We start from the raw sequence: 15,372 nt of genomic DNA on the forward strand, positions 1-15,372 counted from the left end.
CAAGCAAAGATTCACTCCCTCCTTATTATTTGACAGTTCTCCATAAAAGCCCCTTCTGCGATAACGGTTTGCTTAGGAACCACAACTGTTTTAAAACCACTGTAGGCAAATGCACCTTCTTCAATTTTTTCCAAGGAATCCGGCAAGTAGATATCTGTTAATTGCTTACAATACCGAAAAGCGTCTTTCTTTATTATTTTTACGCCCTCTGGAATATGTACGTGATTAAGTTTCTCACAATTCTTAAATGTATTCTCTTCAATCGTTTGTAGGGAAGATGATAGTCTTATATATTCTAAGTTCTTACAATCGCAAAATACGGATTCGCCCAATTGTATTACAGAATCTGGCATGTCGATTCTTTTTACATATGACCAGGCGAAAGCCGACTTCCCGATTTCAACAATTTTGTCTTTAAGTATTATTTGACTTATAATAGTATGCGCGAAAGCAGATTCTCCAATATAAATCACAGAAGGAGGAAGTTGAACTGAACCTCCCGAAGATATTTCATAGAAAGAAAATCTTCCAATTTCTTTAACAGAAGAAGGAAAGGTCATCAAGTTCTTGTCAACAATTCTGTTTATGTCGTTGATGACCGATACAATTCTAGTTTTGGCAGTATCGTATAAAATACCATTTACAACACAAAACTCAGAAGAATTACACGTAAGATTGACATCACATGATACAAATGGATTACCTGTTATTTTCTTTACTGATGCTGGTATTGAAAAATCCCCAAGGTCGGTTTGCCAGAAAACGAAATTTCCAAGAATTCTAACCGTATTTGGTAATATGATTTTCTTGCTTCTACACCCATTAGAGAACGAATTATCACAAAGGATCTCAACTCCTTTTTTTAGAGTATATTGTTCAAGATTATCTTCAAACGAAAGAAACTTTTTCCCATTTTTAGAATAAGAGGCTTCCCCTCTATCCCATTCATCATGCTCTTCATTTTCAGCTTCGCCCCAATCAATAACTTCTTCGTCCCAATCTTCTTGAGTTACAACACTTAGACCATATTCTGTCTTAAGGTTCTCAATGTATTCTAAATCTTCTTTAGAAGGGGCTAAAATGTTATTCTTTTCAGAAGCATTAGCAATTGATTTCTTTTTGTCTTCGAGAACAAATATATTATGAAGTATTTCTTCCTCACTTATGCTCGTATCTTCTAATTCGATTATAAGATCTGATAGTTGTTGCGGCAATTTGCTCTGATAATATTTTTTTAGACCTATTGGTACAAAGATAGCCTTCAAATTTTCACATTGGACAATGGCTGTAGGTTCTATAACACTTATTTTGCCTTCAAAGATAATAGCAGTCAGATTTTTGCATGCAGAAATGGCATTTTCTGCTAATGCTACAATAGAATCAGGAAGCTTAATCAGCTCTACCTCATTATGACCGCTTATAGCACCGCGACCAATAACTCTAACCCCATTCGGAATAATCTTTGTTTTTTTCTCTAAGTCTATGTTTGCTACATATAATGTCTTGTCAACAGAAAGGAGTTCACCATCTGTTATTTTGAAATATGGAGTGTCGCAACTAACTTTATAATAATAGCCAAATGGAGCCCTAAATGGATTGCCTGTAATATATTTTACAGTTGATGGAATTGTCATATTAAGTGGACTAAGGAACATAAATGCATTGTTACCGATAGCATAAACAGAATTCGGAATACTTATTGTTTTTTCGAATCTGTTATTATAGTCATCATAAGCATTGTCACATATAATCTCTGTCCCTGGCCTCGGATTTATGTCAATTTTCTCATCCTTGCCACCTGCACCATTCCATGTTGACAGAAGTTTCTTTCCATCTGTACTATACATTTTTCTTGCAGCTAAGTCATGCATGACATCATTCGTTTCTGGTTTTTCTGTCAAAGCAAAAGTAGAGCGATATTTTTTATATTCTGAAAAATAATTTTTTTCTTGGGAAATAGAATTTGACTCCAATTGGGATAAAATTTCCTCAGTCGTCCTTTTCTTCGGTGACCAAACAGGGCGTATTGCCATTCCATGCCATCTCTGACCATTTCCTTTCGCTGACTTATAATCCTTGGTAAAGAAAAGATATTTTGCATCATTGAAATCAGAACTGGCAATTCCTGTCCAATAGAAACCAGCCTCTATCGATTTCTGTTCATCTGCAACATTCTCACCAGTAACAGGTAAGAATATATAATTACCATTCTGTCCTATCACCTTATATCCGTTAATTCCGTCAATGACAGTCCATTCCCATTTGCATTTATCTAAAAGTTCTTTTATTTCGTGCATTTGTGGCAACCGCCAACATTCTCCCCATAGAAATGTTGCGGCATCAAAGCTTTTAATACCGCATATTGACAAATCGTCATTCCCAAGAATCTTTTTCAAATCACATGACCACTTTTCATTCAAGAAGCAATCCGCATATCGAAAATGGGTCCGTTTGATTTTATCGCCCCAGGCAAATTTACCACCCTTATCTGCTTGTGATATTGCAAACAGATTTGTGTCTGCCCACATAACAGAGAGTCCAAGATCAATTTTATTTTTATGTTTGTTTTTCTCTTTATCAAGGACAGCTTGTTTCTTATCATTAATGGCTTTTTCTTTAGCTCTTATTCTTTCCTTTTCCTTTGCAGCGATTTTATGTCTAAATGCAGGGTCTGCCTTTGGGTTAAACCAATAATAGACATTTAATAAACCACTTATAATAAATAACAACACAATCGCTGCAATCACAAGGACGGCAATAATTATTATGCCATTTAGTGCTCTATCTGCACCACCAGCAACTGCGTCATCGTCCATGTAGTCAAACTGAGTTTGTGCTACAAGAAGAATTTGTGTAAAAACACTTAAAATAAACAAAACAAAGCGCTTCATAATGAAAGTTGTAAAAAAATACTATATAAGTTTGATTGTAAATCTTGTGAATCATTGATACCTGACATCACATGCTTCAAGCAATTTATCATTCTTTATAAGGTTGCCTAAATCTGGTTGGCAAGTTTTGGTACACTATTTTGATATGTTTTTATGAGATTTTATATTTTTAAGAATGACAAAGCATCTGTTGGTATATACGCCGTAGCCACCAAGCATCCATCAAAAAGTTCTACCACCACTCTCTGTTGCCCAGCAATCCTTGTCACTCTACCATGTATATCCTTAAACTCACCCTCTGTAATCACTACTTCATCTCCTAACTTATATTTGATATTATCCGAAGTAACAGGGATGATGTGAGGATTATGTATGGAGGTTAAACGGATGAAATTATCCATAGCTGTATCGGCAATGATAAGAGGAGGATTCTTGGTTGGCGATTTTTCACAATGTGAGGTATGGTCGTAATAGTAACTCAACAAAGCTGTATTTTCAAGAGGCTTGATGCTCTTGTCTTGCAAGAGTGAATCAACTTGTTCTGCTGAGGCATGAACAAAGAGAAATGACGGGAGAAGAGGCTCTGTGATGATTCGCTTTTTACCTTGTTTCCGAATCTCTTTGTATCGTAAAGGAACATAATATTCCAATTCTTTAGCTTCGACGAAAGCTTTTGCCTTGATGATACGCCCATATGTAACCCTCAATACAAACCATTGCTTGTTTCCAGAAGGCACATTCTCTACCGACACCCCATTCCTGACATCATCAGAAGTGGAGGGCGTGCGGGAGGTAAGTCCTGCACTTGGACACGATGAGCCAGTGTCGGATGGCTGCCCATTATACAATGAAGCGTCAGCCGTAGGAGGCTGGTTGGTAGTATCTTCCAATGTTGTTCAGAGGTTAGATTAAAACCAATAGACTTATTCTTGATGGAATTGTCGTCTGTTGACTACAAATTTAGATAAAATTTCCGAATTATAAGTCCGTTGGGAATAAAAAACAGAACTCCTCTTTCACTCTCCTTTGTTTCCTCTTTCCCTCTTTCCATCTCCCTTGTTCTTTCGTTCATCATTCGTTCATCCTTCGTAGTGAACTCGATCTACCTCCGTAGTGAACTCGATCTACCTCCGTTAATGAAGCGGAAGCATAACGGAGGCATAACGAAGGCATAACGAAGGCATAACGAAGGCATAACGAAGATAAATCGAAGAGTGAACGAGGATGGAACGAGGACACTATAATTGAATTTATTGCTTTATAAATTATAAGTGTCACTATATAGGAAAACTAAACAAGAAAGGAAAAAGAAAACAAAGAAAAGATAAATATATGGGAGTCTTATGTAAGCCATAGTGTAAGGAAACGATAGAATTTATCTATTAATGTATAGCTGACATCTTTTATGTATCTATAATAAAAGCATTATCTTTGTAGCCGAAATCAAAATAACAAGTAAAAACAACAAGGAAAAATAATATGGAAACAAGAAAAGAAATAGCAGCTGATAAGAAACGTTGTGGTTCGCATAATTGCACTCAGGCTGTGCTCTGCACCTACCACGACTTCGCCGGTATGGAAGAAGAAACCATCAAGAATGCAGGTAATGCCTTTGCTGCAGGTATGGGTAATATGGAGGGAACTTGCGGAGCCATCGTAGGAGCTGGCATCGTACTCGGACTTGCCACTCAGGACAAGGCGAAGTCCGTCAAGGGCATGAGACAGATTATGGATAAATTCAAGCAGCGCAATGGTGCCACACAATGCAAATTGCTCAAAGGTGTGGGCACAGGAAAGGTGCTTCGCGAATGTCCTCTTTGCGTGGCAGATGCTTCTGAATTTCTGGAAGAAATCCTTGTAAAGGAAGGCGTACAGAAGTAACAACATGGCTAAGTATAAAGCGATTAACGAGCAAGACCGCTGCGGGGCATGTGGCGTTTGTGTGAAAGTATGTCCTAAGGATGCTTGGAAATATGTGATAAGGCTATAAGGATAATGTGTGGTATAAAAAAAGGGAGCACCAAAACTCAGTGTTATGAGTCTTGGCGCTCCCTTTTATTATGTCTATGCGTTTCGCTTAGTTGCTGACTCGGTTCTGCTTAGTTGCGGAATACGAGTCCGTTCTGGTCGGCATCGATGGTGATTGGCTGCTCGCGCTTAACCTCGTCAGAGAGAATCTTCTTAGAGAGGTCGTTGAGTACGCAGCGCTGTATGGCACGCTTTACCGGACGTGCACCAAACTCCGGGTCGAAGCCTTCGTCGGCGAGGAAGTCGATGGCGGCAGGAGTAACGTTGAGAGTGAATCCCTGCGGCTCGAGCATCTTCTTCACGGCGTTCATCTGCAATGTCACTACCTGGGCGATTTCTGCCTTGGTGAGCGGCAAGAACATGATGGTCTCGTCGATACGGTTGAGGAACTCCGGACGTATCGTCTTCTTGAGCATCTCCATAACTTTTGCCTTGGTGTCGCTGATAACATGGTCGCGGTTCTGAGGCGTGATGCCTGCAAACTGTCCCTGTATATATTGGCTGCCAAGGTTTGATGTCATTATGATGATAGTGTTCTTGAAGTTGACCGTTCGACCCTTGTTGTCTGTGAGTCGACCGTCGTCCAATACCTGCAAGAGGATGTTGAACACGTCGGGGTGAGCCTTCTCAATCTCGTCGAAGAGTACTACTGAGTAAGGCTTGCGGCGTACTGCCTCGGTGAGCTGTCCACCCTCGTCATAGCCTACGTATCCTGGAGGTGCACCGATGAGACGGCTTACGCTGAACTTCTCCTGATATTCGCTCATGTCGATACGCGTCATCATCGTCTCGTCGTTGAAGAGGTATTCAGCTAAAGCCTTTGCAAGTTCGGTCTTACCTACACCCGTGGTGCCGAGGAAGATGAACGAAGCGATAGGACGTTTCGGGTCCTGCAGTCCGGCACGTGAGCGGCGTACGGCATCGCTCACCGCACGTATAGCCTCGTCCTGACCAATTACACGCTTGTGAAGTTCCTCCTCCAGATGCAGCAACTTCTCGCGTTCGCTCTGCATCATTCGCGTTACGGGTATTCCGGTCCAACGGCTTACCACTTCGGCTATGTCGTCGGCAGTCACCTCCTCGCGAATCATTGCGTTGCCGTCTTGCGTAGACTTGAGCTGGTTCTGTATCGACTTTATGTCGTCGTCGAGCGATTTGAGTTTGCCGTAGCGTATCTCAGCCACGCGTTCGTAGTTGCCTTCGCGCTCGGCACGTTCAGCCTCAAACTTCAACTGTTCTATCTGCTGCTTGTCCTGCTGTATCTTGTTGACAAGAGCTTTCTCGCTTTCCCACTTGGCACGGAACGAACTCTCCTGGTCTTTCAGCTCGGCAATGTCCTTGTCGAGCTGTGCAATCTTGTCGGTATCGTTCTCGCGCTTGATGGCCTCGCGTTCAATCTCAAGCTGTTTCAGCTTACGTGTAATCTCGTCGAGCTCCTCCGGTACAGAGTCGCGCTCCATACGCAGTTTGGCAGCAGCCTCGTCCATAAGGTCGATGGCCTTGTCGGGGAGGAATCGGTCGCTGATGTAGCGCTCAGAGAGTTTCACGGCAGCTATACAGGCATCGTCCTGAATACGCACCTTGTGGTGGTTCTCATAGCGTTCCTTCAATCCACGCAGTATTGAGATGGCCGAAAGCTCGTCAGGCTCGTCTACCATGACCGTCTGGAATCGGCGCTCCAGAGCCTTGTCCTTTTCGAAATACTTCTGGTATTCGTTCAATGTTGTGGCACCGATGCTGCGCAATTCGCCACGTGCAAGAGCTGGTTTCAATATGTTGGCAGCGTCCATAGCACCCTCGCCACCTCCTGCACCGACAAGAGTGTGAATCTCGTCGATGAAGAGAATGATGCGACCGTCGCTGTTGGTCACTTCCTTGATTACGCTCTTAAGGCGCTCCTCAAACTCGCCCTTGTACTTGGCGCCAGCCACAAGCGCACCCATATCCAATGAGTATAGCTGCTTGTCCTTAAGGTTTTCGGGCACGTCGCCACGAACAATACGCTCAGCCAGTCCCTCGACGATAGCCGTCTTACCGGTACCCGGCTCACCTATAAGAATAGGATTGTTCTTGGTACGGCGCGACAGAATCTGAAGCACACGGCGAATCTCCTCGTCACGGCCTATAACCGGGTCGAGCTTGCCCTGGCGGGCTTCCTCAACGAGGTTCTTGGCATATTTCTCAAGACTCTGATAGTTCTCGTCGCCCGACTGCGACTGCACCTTCTGACCCTGTCGCAGTTCCTGAATTGCCTTCACGGTTTCAGCCTCAGTCATGCCGGCATCCTTCATAATGCGGCTTGCAGTAGAATTGACCTGAAGCAGGGCGAGCAATATCGGTTCAACGCTTGTGAACTCGTCGCCGTTCTTAGTGGCGAAGTCCTGCGCACGCTGAAGCACGTTGTTGGCGTCGTTAGAGAGATATGGCTGTCCACCCTGAACGCGTGGGAGTCGCTGTATTTCACTGTCTACAACAGTGTCTATCTGATTGGCATTGACTCCGAGCTTCTGGAAGATGTATGTGGCTACGTCTTTGGCCTTCACCATCACACCCTTCAGCAGGTGTACCGGCTCAATGCTCTGCTGTCCCTGACGCTGTGCGGTGTTGACAGCCTCTTGAACAACCTCTTGGGCTTTGATTGTGAATTTGTCGAATGTCATATTTTGTTCTCCTTTCTTGATTTATTCTGATTTCTTGTATTAAAGCTTTTCGCTTTCGATAACTATAAACACAAACTATATTCCACTGCTTATTTTGCTGACAAAATGTCAGAATAATGTATTGAAAACCAATAGATTACTGACATAATGACAGAAATATGGGGTAAAAAGGGCTCTTTCGTTTCTATAGCTATGCAATTTCTTTCCAGTTATCCCAATCCTTTATATATAATAAGGTGTAAGCCCAACTTCCCCCACCTAAAACCCCTGCTTTTCAAAAGGAGTCCTTTTGCCTTCCAAAACGAGTCCTTTTACTCACCAAAAGGAGTCCTTTTGCAATCCAAAACGAATCCTTTTACTCGCCAAAAGGAGTCCTTTTGCAAAACCATAGGATTGCACCCATAATTCAGAGTGGTTTTTGCTGTAATTTAGAGGTATTACTTTATTAAAAATAGTAAATAAATTAATTGGGTTTAAAAAAATATTTATTTAACTTGCTTAATATAGAAAAAAAGTATACTTTTGCAAAGTAAACATCAAGTGCAGGCTTAACCGACAGTCTGTCCAACTAATCGAATAAACTAAAACCCAAATATTAAGAATACACTAACTGATAGAAACTGATGAAAAGAAGTAAGTTTTACCCGTGGGTAGTCGTTGCGCTGCTCTGGGTTGTGGCACTTTTGAATTACATGGACCGTCAGATGCTCTCCACAATGCAGGAGGCTATGAAGGCCGACATCGCCGAATTGAACAAAGCTGAGGCTTTTGGTGCGTTGATGGCGGTTTTCCTTTGGATATACGGAATTGTAAGTCCGTTTGCCGGAGTGGTAGCCGACCGCGTGAGCCGAAAGAAGCTCGTAGTAGGCAGTTTGTTCGTCTGGTCAGCCGTGACATATCTCATGGGCTACGCCACCGACTTTCAGCAGCTCTATTGGTTGCGTGCTCTTATGGGCATAAGCGAGGCGCTTTACATCCCGTCGGCACTCTCGCTCATTGCCGACTGGCACGAAGGCAAGTCGCGTTCGCTCGCCATTGGCATCCACATGACCGGTCTTTACGTAGGTCAGGCAATAGGTGGATTCGGCGCAACAGTTGCCGCCATGTTCTCATGGCACTCTACATTCCACTGGTTTGGCATCATCGGCATAGCCTACTCGGTAGTGCTCGCCCTCCTTCTGCACGACAAGCACAAGGGTACTGCAGCCGTTGCAGCAGCCAATCCTAACGCCGGTCAGCCTAAGGAGACCGTATGGCGCGGACTGAGCGTGGTGTTCTCTACCTGGGCTTTCTGGGTGATACTCATCTATTTTGCCGTTCCGAGTCTGCCGGGTTGGGCCACCAAGAACTGGTTGCCGACGCTGTTTGCCGAGAATCTCGGCATTCCTATGTCGCAAGCCGGACCTATGTCTACCATTACCATTGCCGCTTCGTCGTTCATCGGTGTCATCGTCGGAGGCGTGTTGTCGGACAAGTGGGTGCTGCGCAACATTCGCGGACGTGTCTATACCAGCGCCATCGGATTGGGTATGACCATCCCTGCACTCGTATTGCTGGGCTTCGGCCATAGCATCGTGGCTGTAGTAGGAGCCGGACTGCTCTTCGGTATGGGCTACGGAATGTTCGACGCCAACAACATGCCTATACTCTGCCAGATTATTTCAGCCAAGTATCGCGCCACAGCCTACGGTGTCATGAACATGGTGGGCGTGTTTGCCGGTGCAGCCGTGACACACCTGCTGGGCAAGTGGACCGACGGAGGCAACCTCGGACTCGGTTTTGCCGTGCTGGGCTGCATCGTGCTCGTGGCTCTCGTGCTGCAGCTGGGCTGTCTGAAGCCTACAACCGACAACAAGGAGTAATGCTACGTCAGACACATATTATATATAAATATAAGGTTTAATATTACATACTTTTAAATACAAACAGACTATGGAAAAGATTATCGGACTTATCGACGCTCCGTTTACACCTTTCTATGCAAACGGTGACGTCAATCTTGAACCAATCGAGGCTTATGCCAAGATGTTGCAGAAGAACGGACTCAAGGGCGTTTTCATCAACGGTTCGTCAGGTGAAGGCTATATGCTCACCACCGAGGAGCGCATGCAGCTTGCCGAGCGTTGGGTGTCGGTAGCTCCGGAGGGCTTCAAGGTGATAGTACATGTAGGCAGCTGCTGCCTGCGTGAGAGTGTTCGTCTGGCTGAGCATGCACAGAAAATCGGTGCATGGGGTATCGGTTCGATGGCTCCTCCATTCCCGAAAATCGGTCGCATAGAGGAACTTGTGGAGTACTGCGAGACTATCGCCAACGCCGCTCCCAACCTTCCCTTCTACTACTATCATATCCCTGCATTCAACGGCGCTTATCTGCCTATGCTCGACTTGCTTAAGGCTGTCGATGGCCGCATAGCCAACTTCGCCGGCATCAAGTACACATACGAGTCGCTCTATGAGTACAACCAGTGTCGTCTCTATGCCGATGGCAAGTATGATATGCTCCATGGTCAGGACGAGACAATACTCCCGAGCCTTGCACAGGGTGGCGCTCGCGGTGGCATCGGTGGCACAACCAACTACAACGGACGTGAGCTTACAGGCATCATCGAGGCTTGGAACAACGGCGACATCGAGACAGCACGCGAGAAGCAGAACTTCTCACAGGCCGTAATCAACGTCATCTGCCACTTCCGCGGCAACATCGTTGGCGGCAAGCGCATCATGAAGCTCCTCGGTTTCGACCTCGGACCAAACCGTGTACCGTTCCGCAACATGACTGATGAGGAAGAGGCTCAGATGAAGAAGGAGCTTGAGGAGATAGGTTTCTTTGAGCGTGCCAACAAGTTTTAAATTATAAAAGAAATGAACGTAAAAGAATATATTCAGTCTTGGGCAGAATCGTACAAGAAGGATCTGACCGAGAACATCATGCCGTTCTGGATGGAGCACGGTTGGGACCGGGTTAATGGCGGTGTCTATACTTGCGTAAATCGCGACGGATTGTTGATGGATACAACCAAGTCGGTATGGTTTCAGGGCCGCTTCGCATTCATTTGCGCCTTTGCATACAACAATATCGAGAATAACCAGGAGTGGCTCGACGCAGCCAAGTCGACACTTGAGTTCATCGAGAAGCATTGCTTCGACGAGCAGGGCCACATGTATTTCTCGGTGACAGCCGAAGGACAGCCCTTGCGCAAGCGCCGTTATGTATTCTCGGAGACATTCGCAGCAATAGCAATGTCGGAGTATGCACTCGCCACAGGCGACCAGCATTGGGCACAGCGCGCACTCCAGGTGTTTGAGGATACACAGCGCTTCCTCGCTACTCCGGGCTTCCTGCCTGCCAAGTTCGAACCGAACGTGCAGATGCAGAGCCACAGCATCATCATGATTCTCATCAATGTGGGCTCTTGCATACGCAAGGTCATCGACGACCCGAAGCTCACGGCACAGATTGACGAGTCGATAGAGAAACTCAAGAAATACTTCATCCACCCCGAATTCAAGTGTCTGCTTGAGACGGTAGGAATGAACGGCGAGTTCATCGACACCAACGAAACCCGCACAATCAACCCCGGTCATTGCATCGAGACATCATGGTTTATCATGGAAGAGGCAAAACTGCGCGGTTGGGACAAGCCTATGTTCGATATGGCGCTTCAAATTCTTGACTGGTCATGGGACTGGGGTTGGGACAAACAATACGGTGGAATCATCAACTTCCGTGACTGTAAGAACCTCCCGGTGCAGGACTATTCGCAGGACATGAAGTTCTGGTGGCCGCAGTGCGAGACCATTATCGCATCGCTCTATGCCTACCTCGGCACAGGCGACGAGAAGTATCTGTATCGTCATGAGCGCATCAGCGAGTGGACATACGCCCACTTCCCCGATGCCGAATACGGCGAGTGGTATGGCTATCTGCATCGCGACGGCACAGTGGCACAGCCTGCCAAGGGCAACCTTTTCAAAGGTCCGTTCCATATTCCGCGCATGATGATCAAGAGCTATATGCTCTGCCAGGAGATATTGAAGAAACTTGATTAGTATTACAATTAAATGATAGGGTGTGGCAGAAACTTGACCTACAAGTCGTGCCACACCCTTTTATACTGCAACAAACCTATATATTGCCCAATGAAAAGAATCTTATTCCTCATCATATCGCTCGTTTCGCTTTTCCATACATCGGCTTCGGCACAGCACGTACGCCCCGTCTTTGGCTTTCCAGCTTCCGAACCCGGCTATTCGCTGGGCGTGTCGGCATGTTATGCCGCACAGATAGGCGACTGGATTGTTGTGGCTGGCGGATGCAATTTTCCCACGCCTGGCAAGAAGACATACTACGCCGGAATATATGCGGCGCCCGTTGACGGCGACGTTCTCAACTGGCGGCTCGTCGGAATGTTGCCCGAACCGGCTGCCTATGGAGTGACTGTAGTGAGTGGCGACAGCCTTCTGTTCATAGGAGGTAACAATAGCACTCATGCGTTGAAGTCGGTTTATAGCATACATCTCGATGGAGTGGGCGGGCGTGCCGACGTTAAGCGCCTTGCCGACCTGCCCTGCACGGTTGACAATATGGCTGTGGCGCAGAGCAAGGACAACGTGTTTGTGGTGGGAGGCAATCACGACGGCAAACCGTCGGCTGACGTTCTGGCTCTCAATTTGAACGCTGCCAATCCCTCATGGAGCAATATCGGCAGTATGCCGGGCTCAGCCCGAGTGCAACCCGTAGCCGCTGCGCTCGACGGAAAGCTGTATGTTTGGGGCGGATTCTATGCCAATGGCGACCGGAGTGAAGTGCATACCGACGGTAGCTGCATGAATATCGCTACAGGAAAGTGGACAAGTGTGGCTGCACCGAAGTCGGTTGAAGGCTGTGAGATGACCCTTGCCGGTGGCATAGCATGGGCCTTTAATGGCAAGATATACGCCACTGGCGGTGTAAACAAGGACATCTTTCTTGATGCAATAAGCGGCCGTTACGAGCGTGTGAAGCAAGCCGACTATCTCAATCAGCCCATCTCTTGGTATCGCTTCAGCGGAAATCTCTACGAATACGATGTACTCAGCGAAGCATGGGTTAAAACACGATTTGCCGACAAGGGCTTGGCACGTGCCGGAGCGCAGATGGTTGTCACACAGAAGGGATGCTTCTACATAGGCGGCGAGCTGAAACCGGCATTGCGAACTCCTCAGATTGTAGTGCTGCAGGACTTGGAATAATGATAGAATGAATGTGAAGTCAGTCCAAGAGTAATGTCATGTCTTTCCAAGGGTAATCTCATTTCTTATATAAAAAGTCACACAAATACCCCTATAAACGGCAATTTGAAAGCAAAAAACTAAGTAAAAACTTTTTTATTCCAACGTTATTTGTTACTTTTGCCATTGCTATAGACTAAAAGTCAGAGCGAATCTAGATTTTTACGGTAAAACTAAATCTAATAAAATAAGATTATGAAACCAACTCTTTTTCTCCTCGCTGCAGGTATGGGCAGCCGTTATGGCGGTCTGAAGCAGCTCGATGAGCTCGGTCCTCATGGTGAAACCATCATGGACTACTCTATCTATGACGCTATCAATGCAGGCTTCGGCAAGCTCGTATTCGTTATCCGTAAGGATTTCGAGGATGCCTTCCGCCGTGTCGTTCTTTCAAAATACGAGGGTCACATTCCTTGCGAACTCGTGTTCCAGAGCCTTGACGCACTGCCAGAGGGATTCACATGTCCGGCTGAACGCACCAAGCCTTGGGGTACAAACCACGCTGTATTGATGGGTCAGAACGTTATCAATGAGCCGTTTGCAGTAATCAACTGCGACGATTTCTACGATCGTGACTCGTTCAACGTTATGGGCAAGTGGCTCAGCGAGCTTCCTGAGGGTTCAAAGGGCAAGTATGCTATGGTAGGTTTCCGTTGCGGCAACACATTGTCTGATAGCGGTACAGTAAGCCGTGGCGTATGTTCTAACGACGACGCTCATCACCTTACTTCTGTAGTAGAGCGTACAAAGATCCAGCGCATAGACGGTGTTGTTAAGTATCTCGACGAGGACGGCGAGACATGGGTATCTATTCCTGACAACACACCGGTTTCAATGAACTTCTGGGGTTTCACTCCTGACTACTTCGAGTACAGCAACGAGTTCTTCAAGACATTCCTTTCTGACCCGAAGAACATGTCAAACCTCAAGAGCGAGTTCTTCATTCCTCTGATGGTTGATAAGCTCATCAACGACGGTACAGCTACTTGCGAGGTTCTCGATACTACATCTAAGTGGTTCGGCGTAACTTATCCTGAGGATCGTCCCGGCACTGTCGAGAAGTTCCAGAAGTTGCACGACGAGGGTGTTTATCCTGATAAGATGTTCTAATCATCAATCATGCAAACAGTATGCGGTTTGAATGGCTGTAACATATAGCTTGAACGGCTGCATAAACAAATAAGGCGGAGCTCCAGCAATGGATGCTCCGCCGTTTTTGTTTGGGCTATTTCAGCCCGCCATTAGGCTTATACCTTATTCTTTATTTATCGGCAAACTGTATGCACACGGGTTTGCCGAGCTTTATGTCATTGTGTGTGTTAGTAAGTTTTCCGGTCGTAATGTCGCGTCTGAACACCTCAATCACGTTGCTGTCGCGGCACGCTACAAGCAGATACTTGCCATTTGGGGTGATGGCGAAATTGCGTGGATGAGCAGCTGTGGGCTGAAATCCAACGTTGGTGAGCAATCCTGTCTTGGCATCTACAGCATGAATGGATACTCCTTCGTCCTTGAGTCGGTGTGACGCGTAGACAAACTTGCCGTCGGGCGAGATGTGAATGTCGGCACTTCCGAGCGTCTTTGTCAGCGAAGCCTGCACACGCTGCAATTCACGCATATTGCCGTTGTTGTAGCCAAGCACCGTAATGCTGCCGTCAAGTTCGCCAATCAGATAAGCCACATCGCCCTTCTTGTTGAACACAATATGTCGCGGACCGGTGCCTTTGGGTGCAGTGTATATCTCTTTTGGGTTGCTAAGGAAAGCTTTTTCGGTGTTGCTTGAGTATGCTTTATCGGCGTTGTTGATGTCAAAACGCCATATACAGTCGTTGCCAAGGTCGTTGGCTATCATGTAACGACGGTCGGGAGTGATGCGGCAACAGTGAATGTGTGCATCCACATTGTTATTCTTGAACATGCAAAGATACTGGCTTTCAGGTGCGATAGAGCCGTCCTCGTGGATAGGAAACACCGAAATGTCGCCACCGTTGTAGTTGGAAGTCACCAGATGACGGCCGTAAATCATAATGTTGCAAGGTGCTGCGCCAGGCATATTCTTGACGTGTGAGGTTGCCGATGTGCCGCAATGCTGGCTGTTGATGAGCGTAAGCTTGCCCTTGGAAGCGTCAAAACTGAACGCACTGGCACCTCGTCGCTCGTCGTCGTATTCGTTGACGGCATACACACGAGTAGCATCGTCGTTGAAGATAAGAAACGACGGATTGCCCGATTGGGTGCAGCTGACGGCTTCAGCCTTTCCGTTGTCTTGATTGAAGCGATACACATACATTCCTTCAGAAGTGCTCTGGTCGGTGTATGTGCCTACTATCATTGTCAGGTCGTTGCCGGCAAACGATTGTATTCCGGCGAAAGCGGCAGCTACGGTAGCTGCCAATAGTCTTTTGGTTCGGTTCATTTCAATATATATTTGTTGTCTGCAAATTTAAATATATTTTCCCGGTTTATCACAGATTTATAGTTACAAAGTTGTAACTTTGCAAAATATACTACAAACGAAACAA

At 46.1% G+C, this 15,372-nt stretch carries 11 protein-coding genes; 7 read left to right on the forward strand and 4 right to left on the reverse strand.

Annotation, left to right across the window (positions count from 1 at the left end; all coding sequences use genetic code 11):
* Positions 1–11 precede the first annotated feature (11 nt).
* Both I6E49_RS07090 and I6E49_RS07095 read right to left on the reverse strand, forming a co-directional pair.
* Positions 12–2,891 carry a leucine-rich repeat domain-containing protein gene (locus I6E49_RS07090; protein WP_235401316.1) on the reverse strand — a complete coding sequence of 960 codons (2,880 nt, stop codon included), beginning with the start codon at positions 2,889–2,891 and terminating at the stop codon, positions 12–14.
* A gap of 161 nt (positions 2,892–3,052) precedes the next feature.
* A complete protein-coding gene (locus tag I6E49_RS07095; RefSeq protein ID WP_235401318.1) occupies positions 3,053–3,781 on the reverse strand; it encodes a UpxY family transcription antiterminator in 729 nt (242 codons plus the stop codon).
* A gap of 589 nt (positions 3,782–4,370) precedes the next feature.
* Between I6E49_RS07095 and I6E49_RS07100 the strand changes: the two genes are divergently transcribed.
* Together I6E49_RS07100 and I6E49_RS14625 are read left to right on the forward strand one after the other, a co-directional pair.
* On the forward strand, positions 4,371–4,772 hold the full coding sequence (locus tag I6E49_RS07100; RefSeq protein WP_235401320.1) for a C-GCAxxG-C-C family protein: 402 nt from the start codon (positions 4,371–4,373) through the stop codon (positions 4,770–4,772).
* A gap of 4 nt (positions 4,773–4,776) precedes the next feature.
* Positions 4,777–4,881: a 4Fe-4S binding protein gene (locus tag I6E49_RS14625; RefSeq protein WP_369681612.1), complete on the forward strand. Its 105-nt coding sequence runs from the start codon at positions 4,777–4,779 to the stop codon at positions 4,879–4,881.
* A 109-nt stretch (positions 4,882–4,990) separates the two neighbouring features.
* Here the strand turns inward: I6E49_RS14625 and clpB are convergent, their stop codons facing one another.
* Positions 4,991–7,579 (reverse strand): ATP-dependent chaperone ClpB, encoded by a 2,589-nt coding sequence (gene clpB, locus I6E49_RS07105; protein WP_235401323.1) that lies wholly within the window; start codon positions 7,577–7,579, stop codon positions 4,991–4,993.
* Between the two features lie 623 nt (positions 7,580–8,202).
* On the opposite strand from clpB, the gene I6E49_RS07110 reads away from it, so the two are divergent.
* The 5 genes from I6E49_RS07110 to I6E49_RS07130 all read left to right on the forward strand — a co-directional run bounded on the left by I6E49_RS07110 (position 8,203) and on the right by I6E49_RS07130 (position 13,960).
* Positions 8,203–9,441, forward strand: a complete 1,239-nt coding sequence (locus I6E49_RS07110; protein WP_235401326.1) for an MFS transporter — start codon at positions 8,203–8,205, stop codon at positions 9,439–9,441.
* Positions 9,442–9,511: 70 nt separating this feature from the next.
* Entirely contained in the window at positions 9,512–10,429 is a 918-nt protein-coding gene (locus I6E49_RS07115) for a dihydrodipicolinate synthase family protein (protein WP_235401329.1), read from the forward strand.
* A 12-nt stretch (positions 10,430–10,441) separates the two neighbouring features.
* Positions 10,442–11,629 (forward strand): AGE family epimerase/isomerase, encoded by a 1,188-nt coding sequence (locus I6E49_RS07120; RefSeq protein ID WP_235401330.1) that lies wholly within the window; start codon positions 10,442–10,444, stop codon positions 11,627–11,629.
* Positions 11,630–11,719: 90 nt separating this feature from the next.
* A complete protein-coding gene (locus I6E49_RS07125; protein ID WP_235401333.1) occupies positions 11,720–12,811 on the forward strand; it encodes a cyclically-permuted mutarotase family protein in 1,092 nt (363 codons plus the stop codon).
* A 234-nt stretch (positions 12,812–13,045) separates the two neighbouring features.
* Positions 13,046–13,960: a nucleotidyltransferase gene (locus tag I6E49_RS07130; protein ID WP_235401335.1), complete on the forward strand. Its 915-nt coding sequence runs from the start codon at positions 13,046–13,048 to the stop codon at positions 13,958–13,960.
* Positions 13,961–14,111: 151 nt separating this feature from the next.
* Here the strand turns inward: I6E49_RS07130 and I6E49_RS07135 are convergent, their stop codons facing one another.
* Complete coding sequence (locus I6E49_RS07135) at positions 14,112–15,266, reverse strand: lactonase family protein (protein ID WP_235401337.1); 1,155 nt, start codon at positions 15,264–15,266, stop codon at positions 14,112–14,114.
* Positions 15,267–15,372 lie beyond the last annotated feature (106 nt).

Source organism: Leyella stercorea (assembly GCF_021531655.1).